This window comes from Streptomyces sp. NPDC012827, assembly GCF_042900905.1.
In the GTDB taxonomy this organism is placed as follows: domain Bacteria; phylum Actinomycetota; class Actinomycetes; order Streptomycetales; family Streptomycetaceae; genus Streptomyces; species Streptomyces gulbargensis.
In genome coordinates, this window is sequence record NZ_JBIBBY010000013.1 from 172,890 (window position 1) to 187,817 (window position 14,928).

A 14,928-nucleotide genomic window follows, 5' to 3' on the forward strand; every position below is an offset into this window, starting at 1 on the left:
GGAGCCGGCGCGGGTGTCAGCCCTCGTCGTCCTGGGCCGTGTACACGTCCTTGACCTTGACCTCGGTGACGCCCCGTCCCTCCGGGAAGACCCGCCGCCAGTCCCCGATGACGTGCAGCTCGTCGGTGCCCATGGCCCGCACCACGGTCAGACCCGACTCGTACGCCTTGTAGGCCTTCGTCCACAGGTTGGCGAAGGCCTGGGACCGGATGATGTGCATCCAGTCCGGGCGGTACAGCTCCCGGTTGTAGTTGGACTCGCCCATGGTGGCGACGAACTTGGAGTACATCGCCTTCACGTATTCGAGGGTGATGTCGTCCCCGGCCTCCAGGGCCTCGGCCCGGGCCTCGCGCAGTGTGGTGCGGAACTTCTCCAGGAGGTTCTCGGTCGAGCCCGAGGTGAAGGACTCGTGGATGACGGGCGGTTCGCACAGCCCGTACGCGGGCGAGGAGAGCCGCAGGAGCAATCGGAGAGTCGGCTCGGTGACCCAGAGCGGTCCCGGTTCGTCGCGGGAGCCGAGGGGGTTGGGCAGCTCGTGCTCGTGGTGCCACTCGGGCGGGGTGATGAGATGGACGCCCGCCCGGCGCCGGTCGTGGGCGCCGCCGGTGTGGTGCTCCAGCGCGCCGAGCGGCAGATGGGTCTTGAGGGCGCTGAGGTAGGCCCCGTTGATGTCGAGGGCCGTGACCTCCTGCGGTCCCGGGGGCAGGGCGGGGCGCGTCCACTTGGGTCGCGCCTCCCAGATCTCGTCCGCCCCGCGCGAGGTCTTCTTGCGGAGGATGCCGGGGAGCGGCGGGTGGGCGACGATCTCGTAGCGCGCTCCGGTGCGGCACTGGTCGAGCAGCGCCATGGCGTCCGGGATGGCGGTGCGGACGAGGTCGGCGGTGGCGGCCTCGGTGTCGCCGCCGTGCCGCTCCAGGGCGGCGCGGACGGAGTCCTGGAGGGTACCGAGCGGGGTGGGCGCCGGCTCCTGGAACGCGCGCTTGCTCGGCGTCCGGCCCGCCGCCTTTCCCGCGCGAGGGGCGGGTGCGGTCGTGGCGGTTCCGGCGGACGCGGCCGGGTTACGGCGCGGTGCCGGCCCGGCCGGGCGCGCCGGCGGGGCCGCCGGGGCGGTGGATCGCGGTCCCGCGGGGGACGCGGTGGCCGGGGCGGGGACGGCCCGGGGGGCCGACGCGGCCTCGCAGTCGGCGGGGTCGAGGTGCTGGGCGAAGCCGGCGACCTCATGGTGGGCGGGGTGTCCGCACAGGACGCACGGACGGGGCTCGGCGAGCCGTTCGCCGTCGTCCGCGGCGGGCGCCCGTTCCGGCGAGGGCCCTCCCGCCGGGGCGGGGTCGCGTTCCGGGGCGGGCGGGGCGGGGGCCGGTGCGGCGGGGATGTCCAGCTTGGCGCGGAGTCCGTCGAGCAGGTAGGCGTAGCGGGTGCGGGTCTCCCCGGAGGGTTCGCGGCCCGCTTCCCAGCCGGCGAGGGTGGTGGGGCTCACGCCGAGGGCACGCGCCACCTGGGCCTTGGTGAGCCGGGCGCTCTCCCTCAGCCGGATGCGTTCCTCGGGGGCGGGCAGCTCCGCCTCGGGGGCGACTGCCGCGAGAAGCGCGTCGACCGCGTCGAAGTCCGTCACTGCCGCCCTGCCTTCCCAACCCGCTCCACGCCGCCACCCTATCCAATGCCGCGTGCCGTGCAGGGTTGCGTCGGGGGCCTGCCGGGAGGGGTGGCGGCGTGGAGCGGTGGAGCCCGGCGGGCGAGGCCCGGACGGGGGCGTCCGGGCCTCGGCGTGGGCGGTGTCGACGGCACCACCGGCCCCGGGCCGGTGGTGCCGGTCGCCGGGGAGCGGGTCGCGGGCGACAGCGGGGCAGCCGTCGCCGTGGGCGCGGAAGGTCGCGCCCGTGGCGAGCGCGGGAGACGGCTCGCCGGGGCCGGCGCCGAGGCGGCCGGCCGGGAGGATCGGGTCTTCGCCCGGCGCACGGGCCCTGACCGGGAAGGTGAGGGGCCGCCGGGCCGGCCGCTCGGCCACGGGGCGGTGTGCGGCGGCCTTGAGGAGACGGTCCCCGGCGGTCCGGCCGGCAAAGTCCGCCGGCACGCCGGGGCCGGCGGGGGTCACGGAGGCGCAGCGGGCGGGGATCAGCGCGGAGGCGGCGGTCAGGAGGGCCCGGCGGGTGGGCGGGGTGGGGTGGTGCATGGACGCCCCTACGGTCGTGCCTGGTCAGAGGGGCCGGCGGGAGTTCTTCGCCGACCCGGGTGATCACTGCCCGAGGGAGGGTCCGTCATGCGGGGAGTCACCCGAAGGTGTCCCATGCGCCGTCGTGCGCGCCGTTCGTGCGCCGTGTGAGCCGACGGAAAAGGCCGAGCCCCGGGTGGACGGGGGGTTCCAACCGGGACTCGGCGGTGTGACGCGAGGGCGGTCACCTCGAGGGGGGACCTGGGGACCGGACCCCTTCGCAGTCACATACAGATGAACGATAAACCTTTTCCGGGTGTTCCGCGTACCGGCCACGCCCGGTGTGAGTCACCTCACGCCTTTTCGGTGGGTCTGTCAGTCCTTCTCGGGCCGGTAGACGGTGCCCGGCTCCGCGGTGCCGGGGGCCAGCAGTTCGGGCACCGTCACGAACGTGAAGCCCCGCTTCTTGAGTTCGTCGATGATGCCGGGGACAGCGGGGACGGTGCCGTCGTAGATGTCGTGCAGGAGGATGATGCCGTCCCCGTGGGCCTGGTCGAGCACCCGCTGACGTATGAGCGCGGTGTCGGTCGTCGCGTAGTCCTTGGCGGTGATGCTCCAGAGGATCTGGGCGAGCCCGAGCTCCCGGCTGACCTCGGAGACCGTGTCGTCGGTACGGCCCTGGGGCGGGCGCATGAGGGTGGGCTTGCGGCCGGTGATCCGCTCGACGGCGTCCTGGGTGCGGGACAGCTCCTCGCGCACCTCGGCCTCGTCGAGGTCGGTGAGGATCCGGTGGGTCCAGGTGTGGTTGGCGACCTCGTGACCCTCGTCCGCGATGCGCTTGACCACCTTGGGGTAGCGGTCCACGTGCTTCCTGCCGAGGAGGAAGAAGGTGGCGGGAACGTCCTTCTCCTTGAGGATGTCGAGGAGCCGGGGGGTGTCCTTGCCGGGGCCCGCGTCGAAGGTGAGGGCGATGCACTTCACCTTCTCGCAGTCGACGCGGCGCGCCGCCGAGCCCGCCTTGCCGTCCGCTCCGGCCGATTCCCGCGCGTCCTCCCGCGCGTCCTGGGGCGTGACGGCGTCGACGCCGCAGCCGCCGAGCGTCAGCATCAGTGACGCCGCGGCGAGCGCGGCGAGAGCGCCCCTGCGACGGCCCGTCCTGGATCGGAACATGTGGTACCCGCTTTCCCCGGTGGTGGCTTCGCCGGCGGCTGCCCACCGCCTGGTCAGGGCGGTGCCGTCCGGCCGCTCCCGGCACTCTACACACGGTGTATACCGGGGGCGCGGGCGGGGTGCGCCGGGGGCGCGCGAGGCGCTGTGGGGATGCGCGGGGCTGTGGTCCGGCCCGTGAGGCACACGGGCCGGGACGCGTGCGGGACTGGGGCGCGCGTGCGGGCCGGGGGCGGGGGGCGGGGCGCGTGCGGGCCGGGGAGTCGGAGACGGTCGGGGGCAGGGGCCGGACGCGTGCGGGGCCGGGGAGCGGGCCGGGGTCGGGGCGGGCGTGGAGGACCCCGGGCGGGGCCCGTCCGCTCCGCCCGGGGGCCGGGGCGCCTTCCGCTCAGCGGGAGGCGAGCAGGAGTCTGGCCTCGGTCTCCTGGTCTCCGGAGACCGACTGCAGGGACTGGATGTCGAAGCCTTCGGCGAGGACCTTCTCGACCTCGGCGACGGCGTGGTAGCCACCGGTGAGGACCGCCCCCACCTTGTCCGTGAGGTGGGGAGGCCGTACCTCCTGGCGCCGGCCGCCCGCCGTGTCGAAGGTGGCGGTCCAGACGGTCGGGACGGGTCCGGGCGCGTCGCCGGAGCCGGGAACCGTCACGTCCTCGAGCTGGTAGAAGCGGTCGAGGACGTCCAGGACCGCCTTGGCGTCCTCCCGGCAGCAGTCGCTCAGCTGCACGGTGACGTCGGTGTCGATGTGCAAGTCGTACACGGTCGCTCATCTCCTCGTGTCCCGAGGTCGCTCGTCGTGCCACGCGCCGGTCGGGGCACGTATCCAGCATCCTCCCTGACGCCCGGTCCCGCGATGTCCGGTGACCGCTTCAGCCGGTACCGGCGATCCGCTCGACGGTGTCGGCCTCGGCCGCCGGCTTGTCGGGGCGGTGGCGGACGACCCGTGCGAAGCGGAGCGTGATGCCCGCCGGATAGCGGGGGGACCGCTGCAGTCCGTCGTACGCGATCTCCACGACGAGTTCGGGCCGCACCCGCACGGTGAAGCCGTCGTCGGAGACGGCGAGTTCCCGCAGCCGCTCGGTCTGCCAGCGCAGCATCTCGTCGGTGAGCCCCTTGAACGTCTTGCCCAGCATGACGAAGCCGCCGTCCGCGTCACGGGCGCCCAGGTGGAGGTTGGAGAGCGTTCCGGTCCTGCGCCCGTGGCCTCGTTCGGCGGCGAGGACGACGAGGTCGACGGTGTGGACGGGCTTCACCTTCAGCCATGCCCGGCCGCGCCGCCCCGCCACGTAGGGGGCGTCGAGTCCTTTGACGAGGACGCCCTCGTGCCCGCGGTCGAGGGTCTCGGTGGAGAACCGCTCGGCCGCCTCGATCTGTGCGGGGTCGTCGGGGTCCGTGACCAGGATCCGCCGGACCCGCCGGGCCTCGGGGAGGAGCCGGGTGAGGACGGTGTGCCGTTCACGGCCGGGCCGGTCGATCAGGGGCTCGCCGTCCACGGCGAGGACGTCGAAGAAGACCGGCGTGAGGGGCAGCGCGGCGTGAGCGGTGGCCACGTCGGTGCGGGAACCGACGCGGGCGGCGGTGACCTGGAAGGGAAGCGGGCGGCCGGTGTCCGGATCCAGGGCGAGCACCTCCCCGTCGAGGACGAACGCGTCGGCCGGAACGGACCTGGCCGCCGCGACCACCTCGGGGAGCCGGTCGGTGATGTCGTCGAGCGAACGGGTGTGGACGCGGACCTCCTCCCCGAGCCGGTGCACCTGGATACGGACGCCGTCGAGCTTCTCCTCGACGGCGCAGGGGCCGAGCGCCGCGATCGCCGCGGCGACGGTGCCCGCGCTGTGGGCCAGCATGGGCTGGACGGGGCTGCCGACCCGCAGAGTGAACCGGGCGAGGGCTTCCGCTCCCTCCGCGAGAACGGCCTGGGCGACCAGCGGCAGGGCACCCGCGAGCATGACGGCACGCCGCAACTCGGTCGCCGGCACTCCGGCCGCCTTCGCCACCCCTTCCAGCGCGATGGCGTCGAGGGCACCCTGGCGGACCTCTCCGGAGAGGAGCCGCAGCAGGAGCTGCTGCTCGTCCAGGGTGGCGGCGGCGAAGAGGGCGCGGAGACGGCGGGTCCGCTCGGCCTGCGCCCCCGCTCCCCCGACCGCCGCAAGGCCGGTCATCGCCCGGTCCACCTCTTCGAGGGTGAGCGCGGGTTCCGCCGCGGGCGGGACGGAAGGTGGAGCGACCTCCTTGAGGGTGCTCCACCCGACGCCGATCCGTCCCTGCGGGAGCCGGCCCGACAGGTAGGCGATGACGAGCGGGCTCTCCTCGGGGCCGGCCTCGGCGAAGAGGCCCGCGAGCAGAGCCGTCTTCCGCGACCGCGCGGACGCGGCCGTCACCTCCTGGGAGACCTCGGCGACACGGGCGAGCAGCATGCGCCCATCCTGCCCGCGCCGCACCCGTGCCGCACCCCGACCGGCGCATCGCGGGGGCCGGCGGGTACGCGCCCCCCGGGACCGTCACTCCGGACCCGGGTCGCGGGTCCCGTCGTCAGGGCCAGGCCGAGGGCCGCCCCCACCCCCGCTCTCCCACCCGGGCCCTCGTCCCCCGGCGGCGCAGCAGTTCACGCAGCCGGTTTCCGGCCCGGCGCCCCGGCGGGCGGGTGCGGTCGCTCCGGCGACCCGTCGGCGATGACGCGGGAGGGGGCGGGTGGACCGGCGGGGCGCCATGGGGTTCGGCTCCCGGCCGGGCCATCGCCCGGACGGGTTCGGGCGTGGCCCCGGGCGGAGGCACGGTCCGGGGGACCGCGCCCGGGACGAGCCGCCTCGGAGGCGTCGTCGGAACCCGATCGGTCGCCGCCCACGGCAGGGACTCCGCCGGGAGCGGATCGTGCGGGCCCGCCCGCAGGGGCCCCGGCGAGGGCACCGGCCCGGGCGCGGCGGGGCCTGCGAGGGGAGCGACGGCGCGGGCCTCCGCCAGGGCGTCGGTCAGGGCGCCTCGAAGCCACAAAATCTCGTCCGCCTCGTCGGCGAGGGACAGGTGCCGCACGATGTCGCGGGCGGCCGGGGAGGCGGGGAGACCGGAGGACGACGGGGAAGGGCGCAGCCGGTCCAGGTGGGAGCGCTCGTACGGGTCGGCGACGAGCACGGGCAGCTCGTCCGGGTCGAGCAGCGAGGCGACGGCCGCGGCCCGCCCCCACGCGTCGGTGGTGGTCCGCAGGAGGAGGGAGAGCCGCCGGGACCGACAGTTCCTCGCGCGGGTGTCCTGGCCCGCCGCCAGCCGCTCACGGACGTCCGGCGGCAGCCGTCCGGTGAGCAGCTCCGGGTGGGCGCGGGCGAACTCGCCCACCTCACCGGCGAGATAGAGCCACACGACGGCGCGGTAGCGGTTCAGGTAGAAACGCACCGGACTCACATGCCCGGTCCTGGCCAGCTTGGTGAACCGCTCGGGTGTGACCGACAGGAGGGTGGCGGCCTCCCTCGTCCCCACCGCCCGGACGCGCTCCCGCAGGCCGTCCGGGAAGTCCGGGGCGCCTTTCAGCCGGTCGAGCTCGCTCATCTCGACCCTCCCGCGCTCCGGCGGCCCGGCCCCGACCGCCGCCCCGCCGCCCGCTCCCCTACCGGCGGCGGCACCTGGCGCCACCGTCCGTACCAGACCCAGTTGTGTCGCGAGGCGGAACTCGTCGCGCCTCAGCTCCAGGTGCCGTGCGGCCTGTGCCGCCGTCACCGTGCGGCTACCGCTTTCCTCACCGGCCATCGTCCCGGTCCTCCCCCGTGCGTCCGTATGTCTCGGTGGAGGGCTCCGGGCCCGATCGGCCCTTCAACCCTCCACCGGGACAGTAACGCAGCGTGACAATTCGGGGGGCGCCCTGTGGACAACCGCCTGTGGACAACCGCCGAGGCGGCGATCCGCCCGGGCCGGTCAGAACAGGTCGTCGGCCGGCCCGCCGGGATGCCGGGCGGCCACGCCGAGGTGCTCACCGACGCGGTTGACCAGGAGCGTCATCTCGTACGCCACCTGGCCGACATCCGCCTCGGCGGCGCTCAGCACGCAGAGGCAGCTGCCCTCGCCCGCCGCCGTCACGAACAGCAGCGCGTCGTCGAACTCCACCATCGTCTGCCGGGCCCGGCCCGCCTTGAAGTGCCGGCCCGCCCCGCGGGCGAGGCTGTGGAGTCCGGAGGACACGGCCGCGAGGTGCTCGGCGTCCTCCCTCGGGAGTGCACTGCTCGCGCCCGTCACCAGGCCGTCGTTGGACAGCACGAGCGCGTGCCGTATGGAGCCGACCCGCTGGGTCAGGTCGTCCAGGAGCCAGTCGAGTTCCTTGTCCAGCGCCATGTTGGTCCTCCCCCTCGATGGTGCGTCCCCCGAAGGCCGTCGACCAAGAGCCCCGTGCTCCGTGCCGTGTGCGGCGTGTCGCCCGTACCGTCGCGGTCCGCGTGTCGCGGCAAGCCTTACGCACTGTCGTGGACAGGGCAAGCATCCGGTCGGCCCCGCGCGCCACGCGGGGCGCGGGGGCCGCCGGCTCAGCCGACGCTGTTGAGGAGCCGCGCGGTGTAGGTCCGCCCCGCGTGTTCGACGAGCCGGATCAGCACCTCCTTCCCGGAGTCCCGGTCACGGGCGTCGCAGAGCACCACCGGGGTGCCCGGATCCAGGTCGAGCGCGCGGGAGACGTCGTGCGCGCCGTACGCGCGTGCGCCCGCGAAGCAGTTGACGGCCACGACGAAGGGGATGTCGCGGTGCTCGAAGTAGTCGACCGCCGGGAAACAGTGCTCCAGGCGCCGGGTGTCCGCGAGGACGACGGCCCCCAGGGCCCCGTGGGAGAGTTCGTCCCAGAGGAACCAGAAGCGGTCCTGGCCGGGGGTCCCGAAGAGGTAGAGGGAGAGGCCGGAGCGGATGGTGATGCGGCCGAAGTCCATGGCGACGGTCGTGGTGCTCTTGCGGTCCACTCCCCCGGTGTCGTCGACGAGTTCCCCGGCCCGGCTGAGCCGCTCCTCCGTGCGGAGCGGCCGGATCTCGCTCACCGCGCCCACCAGCGTGGTCTTTCCGACGCCGAAGCCTCCGGCGACCAGGATCTTCAGGGCGAGAGCGGTGGTGTCGGCGCTGCCGTCCCCGGTGCTCTCAGAGCGCTCGTAGGCCATCGATGACTTCTCTCAGGATGCGTTCGTCGGGGAGCTGCGCGGGGGGTACGGGCCTGCTGACGCGGACGAAGCCCGACTCGAGGAGGTCGCCGAGGAGGACCCGGACGACGCCGACGGGCAGGTCGGCGTCGGCGGCGAGCTCGGCGACGGACTGGGTCTCGGCCCGGCAGCGGGCGAGCAGGGACCGGTGTTCGGGGCCGAGGAGGGACTCCTCGGCGGGGCCGGGCGGGTCGTCGTCGAAGACGACCAGCGCGATGAGGTCGAACCGTACGTTGCTGGGTCCCGGTTTGGTCCGGCCCCCGGTCATCGCGTACGGGCGGACGAGCGGGCCCGCCTCGGAGTCGTACCAGTGGCGGCCCGGCGCGGCGGTGCCCTCGCCCGGCCTGTCGGCGCCGGGCGTGTCCTCGCCGGTGATGTCCTCGTTCACGGGGTCTCCGCTCAGCCGGCGGCGGGCGGTGCCGCGGTGACCCGCGGCGGGGTGTGGAGGTGCTCGCCGACGCGTTTGACGAGGCGGGCCATCTCGTAGGCGACGAGGCCGATGTCGGCGCCCGCGGAGCTGAGGACGGCGAGGCAGGAGCCGTCGCCCGCCGCGGCGACGAAGAGGAAGCCGTCGTCCATCTCGACCATGGTCTGCCGGACGCCGCCGGTCCCGAAGTGGCGTCCGGCGCCCTTGGCGAGGCTGTGGAATCCGGAGGCGATGGCGGCCAGGTGCTCGGCGTCCTCCCTGCTGAGCCCGCTGGAGGTGCCGACGGCCAGGCCGTCGCCGGAGAGGACCACGGTGTGGTGGACCTCCCTCACGCGCGTGACCAGGTCGTCGAGGAGCCAGTCGAGTTCGCCGGAGCGGTGCGGGGTGGCGGTCGTCTGATGGTCGATCATGCGTCGTCTCCTTCGGGTCGCGCGGATCGCGGGTGGGGGGCGGAGGCGCTGCCGGTCACCCGGCCGCCCGGCCGGCCGCGGTTTGCCGGGGTGTCGAGGGCGGGGGCGAGGCCGTCGCGCGGGGTGGAATCCGTGCTTCCGTGCGCGCCGGGGTTGACACCCTCGGACGGGGCGGAGGCGGGGCCCGCGTACGGGGCCGGGGCCGCGTCCCCGTAGGGGTCGGAGTACCGGTTCACGTACGGGTCGCGGCCCGGCCTCTCGTACGGGTCGGGGTCCGGGCTCTCGTACGGGTCGGGGTCCGGGCTCTCGTACGGGTCGGGGTCGGCGGCCGGAGGGCGGCTGCTGCCCGGGGTGGGGCCGCCGCCGCGCCGCCAGCCGTGGTGGTAGGCGGTCATCCGCTCCCTGACCCGTTCCGGTGTGCGCTCGAGCGCCACCGTCGCCGGGGGGACGGGCGGAGCGGCCGGGACGGGGGCCTCCCGCAGCTGCGGGACGAGGCTCGCCTGCCGTACGCGTCGGGGCAGTTCCGTTTCGGCGTCGGAGGGAGCCACCGCGGCGGGCGGGTGCTCCGGAGGCGCCGGGACGGAGGAGCCGGGCCGGCGCAGGGCCGTGACCCCGGCCGTGGCGTTCGGCCGGGCGGGGCGCGGGGAGGCGGGTTCCGGTGCGGGTGGTGCGGGGACGGCGGCGGGCCGCGGCAGGGGCCGGGGGCCCGTCCGGGGCGGCGGGGCGTCGGACGTCCCGAGGGACGGTGCCGGGTCCTGCGCGCGGGCGAAGCGGCGCGCCCCGGCGCGGCGGGCCTCCGCGTGTTCCTGTGCGGCGCGCCGGGCCTGCCCCGTACCGCCGCCCGGCTCTCCGACCCCTCCGCGGTCCGTACGCGCGCCGGCGCGGAGGCCGGCGGCCCCTTCGGGTCCCGGGGCGGGCTCGCCGGCGGTTCGGGTGGCGTCGGTGCGCCGGGCGTCGTCGCCCTCGGGCGGGACGCTCTGGAGCAGGTCCGTGGGGAGCAGGACGACGGCCGTGGTGCCGCCGTAGGGCGAGGCCCGCAGGTGGACCCTGATGTCGTGCCGGGCGGAGAGGCGGCTGACGACGAAGAGGCCGAGCCGGTCGCTGTCGAAGAGGTCGAGCGCCTCCGCCCGGGCGATGCGGGCGTTGGCCTCGGCGAGGGACGCGCCGCCCATGCCGAGTCCCCGGTCCTCGATCTCCAGGGCGTAGCCGTTGCCGACGGGTTCGCCGCTGACGCGGACCTTGGTGTGCGGCGGGGAGAACTGGGCGGCGTTCTCGATCAGTTCGGCGAGGAGGTGGGTCAGGTCGGCGACGGCGCCGCCGACGACTGCCGTCTCGGGCAGCCGGCGCACCTCCACGCGCGCGTAGTCCTCGATTTCGGAGACGGCGGCGCGGACGACGTCGGTGAGCGGGACCGGCATGCGCCAGGCGCGGCCGGGCGCGGCGCCGGACAGGATGATGAGGCTCTCGGCGTGGCGGCGCATGCGGGTGGTGAGGTGGTCCAGCCGGAACAGATCGCCGAGTTCGTCGGGATCGTCGACGCGTCGTTCCATGCTGTCGAGGAGGTTCAGCTGGCGGTGGACGAGGACCTGGCTGCGGCGGGCGAGGTTCACGAACACGCCGGAGATGCCGTCGGCGAGTTCGGCGCGTTCCACGGCCGCTTCGAGGGCGGCGCGGTGGACGGTGGTGAGGGCCTCGTGGACCTGGCCGACCTCGTCCGGGGAGTCCGGCCCGGCGGGTGCCTCGGACCTGATGTCGATCTCCTCGCCGGCGCGCAGTCGGCGTATCGCGTCGGGGAGTTCGCGTCGGGCGATGCGGAGGGCGGTGTTGCGGAGGCCGACGAGTTCCACGACGAGGCCGCGGCCGACGCGGACGGAGATGACGAGGGAGGAGGCGACGGCCACGAGACCGAGGACGACGGCCGCTCCGCCCGTGGTGAGGGCTCCTCCGGCGAACGGATCGGTGCGGTCGGCCGCGGCGGCACGCGCGTCGGACTCCACGGTGGCGAGACCGCCGCGTACGGCCGTCACGGCCGCGTCCCATTCGGCGGCGGGGACCGCCAGGGCGGCCGGGCGGCCCGGGGCGGCGGTGAGGATCCGGTCCTCGGCCCGGGTCAGTGCGGCGAGTTCGCCCCCGGCGGCGAACCGCTCCCAGACGGCCCTCTCGGCGGCGGGCAGATCGGTGGTGGCCGAGGCCGTGAGGGCACGGCGGGTATCGGCGGCGGCCGCGAAGGCACGGAGGTGCTCCGGGGCGAGGCGGCCGGTGAGCCGCGCCGCGCCGAGGAGGGCGTCCTCGCGGGCCAGCATCTCCCCGGCCCGGCCGAGCTCCAGGAGCACCCGGGCCTGCGCGCCCTGCCGGGCGTCCTGCATGCCGGTGAGGGCGCCGTGGACGGCGAACGCGGCGGAGACGGTGTCGGTGTAGGCCGCGTGGACCTGGTCCGCGTCCGCGCGGCCTGCGACGGTGGCGGCGCGAAGACGGGTGAGGCCCTCGACCGAGCCGACGAATCCGTTCACCCGGGCGGCGAGGTCGCCGGGGAGGTGGCCGGTGTCGGCGACGGTGTGCGTGGCGTCGAGCCGGAGGCGGTCGACGGCTTCGTCCGTGTGCCGGATCCGCTCCTCGAGGGCGGCGGCCCGCGCAGTCGCGGGGGCGGCCGCCTGGTGGGCGGCGGCGCGCCGTTCCGTCTGGAGCGCGGTCAGGGCGGCGGTCACCGGTTCGCGGATCTCGGCGTCGACCCGCTGGAGGCGGCGGAGGTGGGCGACGTCCTGGGCGGTGGTGACGGTGGCGAAGCCCCACAGGGCGAGGAGCGAGACGACCGGGACCATCAGGAGCGAAACGATCTTGGCACGGACGGTACGGGGCCGCAGGCGCAAGAGCCGTGGGACGCGGGGCCGGGCGACGGGGCCGGGGCCGGGGCCGGGGCCGGGGCCGGGGCCGGCGGAGGATTCCGTGGAAGCCGGGCCTCCGGAGGGCCGCTCGCGTGGTTCCCCGGCGGGCGGCCCGGCGTGGGCGCGCCGCCCGCGCGCGGCCGCCGCCGGCGGTACGGGCGGTGGCGCCCCGGCGTCCTGGGGTGTGCGCGGAGTTCGCATGGCCTCCTCGTTCCGGCTGGTTCTGTATCGGTCGTCGGTGGGGTGGGTGGGGGCCGCTCCGGGCCCCCGGCGCGTGGCTTGCGCGTCCAGGCGGCCGAGGGGGCGGTGCCGGGGCGGATGTGGGCCGGGGTCCGGGGCGAGGCCGTCAGGGACGAAGTGGTCCGGACCCGGGGGGTGGGCGGCGCTCCCGCCGCTGTCCGGTCACGGGTCAGGGCCCACCGGGGACGCCCGCGGCCTTCACCGTGCCGCCGCGGGCACGGAAGCCGGGCGGGGCGACGTCCACGGCTCGTTCGTCCGGCTCCGTGAGGAGCCCGGCGGAGGCGTACGCCGCCCGCTCGGAGGCCGTCGGGGAGAGCGCCACGAACGCGGAGGTGATGAAGAGGTAGGAGCCGAGGCCCACGGCGAGCGGGAAGATGAACTGCATGACCGTGGCCCCCGCCAGCGGAGTCGTGGACGGCACGACCTCGACCCGTACCGCGAGCATGCCGGTGTAGTGCATGCTCGTGACGGCCGCGCCCATCACCAGCGAGGCGGCGACTCCGGCCACCGGCGCGTGGATGTTGAGGGCCGCCCAGAGGGCCGCCGTGGCGGCGACGACCGCGATGAGGACCGACAGGGCCACGTACAGCGGGTCGTACGTGATCCGGCCATGGAGGTGAAGTGCCGCCATGCCCATGTAGTGCATGCTCGCCACCCCGACCCCGGTGGTCGCTCCACCGATCAGGAGTGCACGCATGCGGTCGCGTCCGTGACCGACGGCGAAGACGCCGACGCCCACGACCCCGACGGCCACGAGCAGGCTGAGGAGGGTGAGGGGGACGTCGAAGCGGATGTCGGTGCCCGTGACGCCGAAACCGAGCATCGCGACGAAGTGCATCGTCCAGATGCCGGTGCCGATGGCGGACGCGGCGGTGATGAGCCAGTTCCGCCGGGACCGGCCGGTCGCGTCGAGGGCGCGTACGGTGCAGCGCAGGCCGAGGGCCGCGCCGGTGCAGGCCATCGCGTACGACAGCACAGGTGTTAGCCAGCCGAAGGTGGCGTGGTCCAGGTGTCCCATGGCCTCGGGACGCTAGTGCGCACAAGGGGGCGCACCGGGGGCGCATTTCGAAAGCTGTTGGAATATGACAGAGAGATGATCCTGAACGATCACGCCGCGCTCGAACGTGTGCGCCGATGGTTCACTCCTCCGAGTGGGCCATCATGACGTCATGAGCGATGACCCCACACATGTCCGAGCCTTCTTCGGCGTCCGCGCGGCCGGATGGGACGGCCGTTTCCCCGACGACGGTCCGGCCTACGCGGCCGCCGTCGCCGGGCTCGGACTGCGCCCCGGTGACGCCGTGCTCGACGCCGGCTGCGGGACCGGCCGCGCCCTGCCGCCGCTGCGCGCGGCGGTCGGCCCGGGGGGAACGGTGATCGGGGCGGACCTCACGCCGGAGATGCTCGACCAGGCGGTACGGGCCGGGCGCGGCGGACCCGGTGGCCCGGCCGCCCTCCTGCTCACCGATGTGGCGCGCCTGCCTCTGCGCGACGGGGCCCTCGACGCGGTCTTCGGCGCCGGTCTCATCTCCCACCTGGCCGACCCCGCCGCCGACCTGCGCGAACTCGCCCGCGTGGTGCGGGCCGGAGGCCGGCTCGCGCTGTTCCACCCGGTCGGCCGCGCCGCCCTCGCGGCCCGTCACGGCCGCCGGATCACACCGGACGACCTCCGGGCCGAACCCCGGCTGCGCCCCCTGCTCGCCGCCGCGGGCTGGCGCCTCACGGAGTACGTGGACGAGGACGAGCGGTACCTGGCCCTCGCCGTCCGCGAGGGCCGGGGGCGCCCGGGGGCGGAGCGATGACATCGAGGGCGGGCTGAGGCGGGAGGGGCCTCCGCCGGACAGCGGACCCCAACCGACACGGGCCTCCGCCGGACACCGGACCCCACGGACATGGGCCTCTGCCCGGCGAACGGCCCGCTTCGCCGTACGGCGCCGGAACCCCGGCGGCGGGTACCTCCTCGTACCGGCGCCGGCACCCCGCCGGAAGCCGTCGGACACCGCTCCCGCCAGGGGTGTGCCGGACTCGGCGGCCTCCTCCGGCCGGCAGGAGCCGGGACTCCTCAACGCCCCCTTCTGCCCCGGCACTTCGCCACCTACCGTGGAAGTGCCGGGCAGTCGTGCCCGGGGAAAGGCGGCAGGTCGTGGCAGGCATACAGGAACGACTGCTCCCGGAGCGGCTCCGCCGGCTCCTTCCCTCCGCGCGGCGGGCCGCGGGCCCGTCCCGTCCGGCGCCCGCGCCCCGTGCCCGGCAGGGGCACAACCTGTTCGAGGCGGCGGCCGCGTACGTGGCGGCGTGCGCCGAGGACGATCAGGCGCGGGCGGAGGAGGCCGCCGGCCGGGTCTCACCGGGTGCGCTCTCCTTCGGCGTGAACGAGCTGGCCTGCCGGGCGGTCATCGCGCTCGCCCGGGAACGGAACGAATCGCCCGGAACGGTGGCCCGCTCGCTCCTCGGAGTGCGGGAGGGATGAGGGGCCGCGCGCCCCCGGGAGGCTCGC

The 14,928-nt window shown here is 75.5% G+C and carries 13 protein-coding genes; 2 read left to right on the forward strand and 11 right to left on the reverse strand.

Annotated elements, in window-relative coordinates; translation table 11 throughout:
• Positions 1-16: 16 nt before the first annotated feature.
• The 11 genes from ACFY60_RS26975 to ACFY60_RS27025 all read right to left on the reverse strand — a co-directional run bounded on the left by ACFY60_RS26975 (position 17) and on the right by ACFY60_RS27025 (position 13,449).
• The gene (locus ACFY60_RS26975) at positions 17-1,612 is read right to left on the reverse strand and encodes a helix-turn-helix domain-containing protein (protein ID WP_388614150.1); all 1,596 of its coding nucleotides are present in this window, start codon (positions 1,610-1,612) and stop codon (positions 17-19) included.
• Positions 1,613-2,524: 912 nt separating this feature from the next.
• Positions 2,525-3,319, reverse strand: coding sequence for a polysaccharide deacetylase family protein (locus ACFY60_RS26980; protein WP_388613909.1), 795 nt, complete (start codon positions 3,317-3,319; stop codon positions 2,525-2,527).
• 385 nt (positions 3,320-3,704) lie between these two features.
• Positions 3,705-4,073: a hypothetical protein gene (locus tag ACFY60_RS26985; RefSeq protein ID WP_388613911.1), complete on the reverse strand. Its 369-nt coding sequence runs from the start codon at positions 4,071-4,073 to the stop codon at positions 3,705-3,707.
• Positions 4,074-4,182: 109 nt separating this feature from the next.
• On the reverse strand, positions 4,183-5,730 hold the full coding sequence (locus tag ACFY60_RS26990) for an ATP-dependent DNA ligase (protein ID WP_388613914.1): 1,548 nt from the start codon (positions 5,728-5,730) through the stop codon (positions 4,183-4,185).
• Positions 5,731-5,845: 115 nt separating this feature from the next.
• Positions 5,846-7,051, reverse strand: a complete 1,206-nt coding sequence (locus ACFY60_RS26995; RefSeq protein ID WP_388613916.1) for a DUF6397 family protein — start codon at positions 7,049-7,051, stop codon at positions 5,846-5,848.
• Positions 7,052-7,216: 165 nt separating this feature from the next.
• Entirely contained in the window at positions 7,217-7,630 is a 414-nt protein-coding gene (locus ACFY60_RS27000; RefSeq protein ID WP_388613918.1) for a roadblock/LC7 domain-containing protein, read from the reverse strand.
• Positions 7,631-7,818: 188 nt separating this feature from the next.
• Entirely contained in the window at positions 7,819-8,433 is a 615-nt protein-coding gene (locus tag ACFY60_RS27005; protein ID WP_388613921.1) for an ATP/GTP-binding protein, read from the reverse strand.
• Entirely contained in the window at positions 8,414-8,860 is a 447-nt protein-coding gene (locus tag ACFY60_RS27010; protein WP_388613923.1) for a DUF742 domain-containing protein, read from the reverse strand. Before ACFY60_RS27010 ends, ACFY60_RS27005 begins: the two co-directional genes overlap by 20 nt.
• 11 nt (positions 8,861-8,871) lie before the next feature.
• A complete protein-coding gene (locus tag ACFY60_RS27015) occupies positions 8,872-9,309 on the reverse strand; it encodes a roadblock/LC7 domain-containing protein (protein WP_388613925.1) in 438 nt (145 codons plus the stop codon).
• Complete coding sequence (locus ACFY60_RS27020) at positions 9,306-12,392, reverse strand: nitrate- and nitrite sensing domain-containing protein (RefSeq protein ID WP_388613928.1); 3,087 nt, start codon at positions 12,390-12,392, stop codon at positions 9,306-9,308. The genes ACFY60_RS27015 and ACFY60_RS27020 overlap by 4 nt, the downstream gene beginning before the upstream one ends.
• A gap of 208 nt (positions 12,393-12,600) precedes the next feature.
• A complete protein-coding gene (locus ACFY60_RS27025; protein ID WP_388613929.1) occupies positions 12,601-13,449 on the reverse strand; it encodes an MHYT domain-containing protein in 849 nt (282 codons plus the stop codon).
• Between the two features lie 151 nt (positions 13,450-13,600).
• Between ACFY60_RS27025 and ACFY60_RS27030 the strand changes: the two genes are divergently transcribed.
• Together ACFY60_RS27030 and ACFY60_RS27035 are read left to right on the forward strand one after the other, a co-directional pair.
• Positions 13,601-14,233: a class I SAM-dependent methyltransferase gene (locus ACFY60_RS27030; protein WP_388613932.1), complete on the forward strand. Its 633-nt coding sequence runs from the start codon at positions 13,601-13,603 to the stop codon at positions 14,231-14,233.
• 350 nt (positions 14,234-14,583) lie between these two features.
• On the forward strand, positions 14,584-14,901 hold the full coding sequence (locus tag ACFY60_RS27035; RefSeq protein WP_388614152.1) for a hypothetical protein: 318 nt from the start codon (positions 14,584-14,586) through the stop codon (positions 14,899-14,901).
• Positions 14,902-14,928: the final 27 nt, after the last annotated feature.